The sequence below is a fragment of the Actinophytocola sp. genome, assembly GCF_036002505.1.
Classification (GTDB): domain Bacteria; phylum Actinomycetota; class Actinomycetes; order Mycobacteriales; family Pseudonocardiaceae; genus DASYTH01.
On record NZ_DASYTH010000404.1, the window covers coordinates 1 to 2,297 of the forward strand.

Consider the following 2,297-nt stretch of genomic DNA (forward strand, 5'->3'; position numbering starts at 1 on the left):
ACGGTGACCGGGCTGACCAACGGCACCGCCTACACGTTCAAGGTCTCCGCGACCAACGCGGTGGGCACCGGCCCCGCCACGGCCGCGTCGAACGCGGTCACCCCGACCGCGACGCCGACCGCGCCGGGGGCGCCGACGAACGTGTCGGCCCCGGCCGGGGACGCGTCGGCGGTGGTGTCGTGGACCGCGTCGTCCAACGGCGGCAGCGCGATCACCAGCTACACGGTGACCCCGTTCATCGGGGCGACCGCGCAGACCCCGACCACGGTGACCGGCAGCCCGCCGGCCACCACGGCGACGGTGACCGGGCTGACCAACGGCACCGCCTACACGTTCAAGGTCTCCGCGACCAACGCGGTGGGCACCGGCCCCGCCTCCGCCGCGTCGAACCCGGTCACCCCCACCGCGGCGACCGGGTGCACCGCGTGCACGATCTGGGCGTCATCGGCGACACCGGCGACCCCCAGCTCCACCGACACCGGGTCGGTCGAGCTCGGGATGAAGTTCAAGGCCGACGTGAACGGGTCGATCACCGGGATCCGGTTCTACAAGGGCACCGGGAACACCGGCACCCATATCGGAAACCTGTGGACGACGTCCGGGACGAAGCTGGCGACGGTGACCTTCGGCAACGAGACCGCGTCCGGGTGGCAACAGGCGCTGTTCTCCAGCCCGGTGGCAGTCACCGCCGGCACGGTGTACGTCGCCTCGTACCTCGCCCCGGCGGGGCACTACGCGGCAGACAACGCCTACTTCGCCACCGCCGGAGTGGACAACGCCCCGCTGCACGCGTTGCAGGACGGGGTCAGCGCAGGCAACGGCGTCTACGCCTACGGTTCCACCAGCACCTTCCCCACCAACACCTGGCAATCCAGCAACTACTGGGTCGACGTAGTGTTCGCCACGGGATAGGCGCCGGGACGCACCGTCCTTGGCCGAACGCTCGATACGGTCGTAGAAAGCGCCGACCGGCACCAATTCCAGTTTGTCCGGGTGGCAGGTCGGCCGCACGGCGACGGGTTGTGTACATTTCCGCCATGCGCACTGGGTCGGCATCAGTAAGTACGCGACCCATTTGGCTGAGCGCGGACGTCATCTCGGCCGACTCGTCCCCATCCAGCACCATGAGCGCTCTCGATCCTCGACAGGAAGAATCGACACCTGCTCAGCAAGAAGGATGCGGCAGGCGGCACGCGCCGCTGAAAACCAGTGCGGCGAGATCGCCGTGAGTGATCCCTCGGTCTTTGTCACCACGTTCCTGGCCTCGGCGGTTGAGGTCATCGAGATGGTGATCATCATTGTCGGGGTTGGCTCGGTGCGGGGGTGGCGGTCGACCTGGCTGGGCGCCGGTGCCGGGCTGGCCGTCCTCGCGGTGCTGGTCCTGGTGTTCGGGACGGCGCTGCAGGCGGTGCCGATCGACACGCTGCGCCTGGTCATCGGGTCGCTGCTGCTGGTCTTCGGGCTGCAGTGGCTGCGCAAGGGGATCCGCCGGGTCGCCGCCCACGGCCTGCGGGGCATGGGCGACTGGTCGGCCTCCGCCGAGGGGATCCCCGCCCACGGCGTGGACTGGACCGCGTTCACCCTCGCGTTCAAGGGCGTGCTGCTGGAGGGCCTGGAAGTCGCGTTCATCGTGGTCAGCTTCGGGCTGACCGCCCAGGCGCTGGGCAGCGCCGTGGCCGGCGCGGCCGCCGCGTTCGCCGTCATCGGCGTCGCCGGGGTGGCCACCCGCAACGTCGTACAGCGCATCCCGCGCAGCGCCCTGCAACTGCTGGTCGGCACGCTGCTGTCCAGCTTCGGCACGTTCTGGGCGGTGGAAGGCCTCGGCGTCGCCTGGCCAGGCGACGAGATCGCCATCCTCGCCCTCACCGGCTGGTACGCCCTCGCCGCCGCCGGCTACACCGCGCTCCTGCGCCGCCGCGCCCACCCGCTCATCGCCCAAACCTCGCAAGGATGAACCGACCATGATCTGGCGCTGGCTCGCCGGCTTCGGCCGGTTCTGGTACGAGTTCATCATCGGCGACGACTGGACCATCGCCGCCACCGTCGCGGCCGCGCTGACAGCCACCTGGACCCTGCACCTCGCCGGCCACGACGCATGGTGGCTGCTACCCCTCGCCGTCGTCATCGACGTCGGGCTCAGCCTCCGCAGCGACTGAGACGCCCGTCAGCGTTAGTCGAATCGGCTGGTTCTGCCCTTTGCTGGGGAAGGTTCGCGGCGGAGCGACGGGTGCCTCTACACAACCTGTCGACCGGATCCGTGGTCATCGCCGGGCGTAGGTGGAGGGGTATGTGGTATG

General features: G+C 69.8%; 3 protein-coding genes. All 3 read left to right on the plus strand.

Features of this window, described 5'->3' with window-relative positions; genetic code table 11:
- A partial coding sequence (locus VGR06_RS35145; protein WP_327563513.1) for a DUF4082 domain-containing protein occupies positions 1 to 912 on the plus strand: 912 nt, incomplete at its 5' end.
- A 313-nt stretch (positions 913 to 1,225) separates the two neighbouring features.
- A complete protein-coding gene (locus VGR06_RS35150) occupies positions 1,226 to 1,954 on the plus strand; it encodes a hypothetical protein (RefSeq protein WP_327563514.1) in 729 nt (242 codons plus the stop codon).
- 7 nt (positions 1,955 to 1,961) lie between these two features.
- On the plus strand, positions 1,962 to 2,156 hold the full coding sequence (locus tag VGR06_RS35155) for a hypothetical protein (protein ID WP_327563515.1): 195 nt from the start codon (positions 1,962 to 1,964) through the stop codon (positions 2,154 to 2,156).
- Positions 2,157 to 2,297: the final 141 nt, after the last annotated feature.

What these genes read in the sequence shown, in the direction of transcription:
- VGR06_RS35155 (WP_327563515.1), top strand. Translation starts at nt 1,962, where the DNA reads ATGATCTGGCGCTGGCTCGCCGGCTTCGGCCGGTTCTGGTACGAGTTC.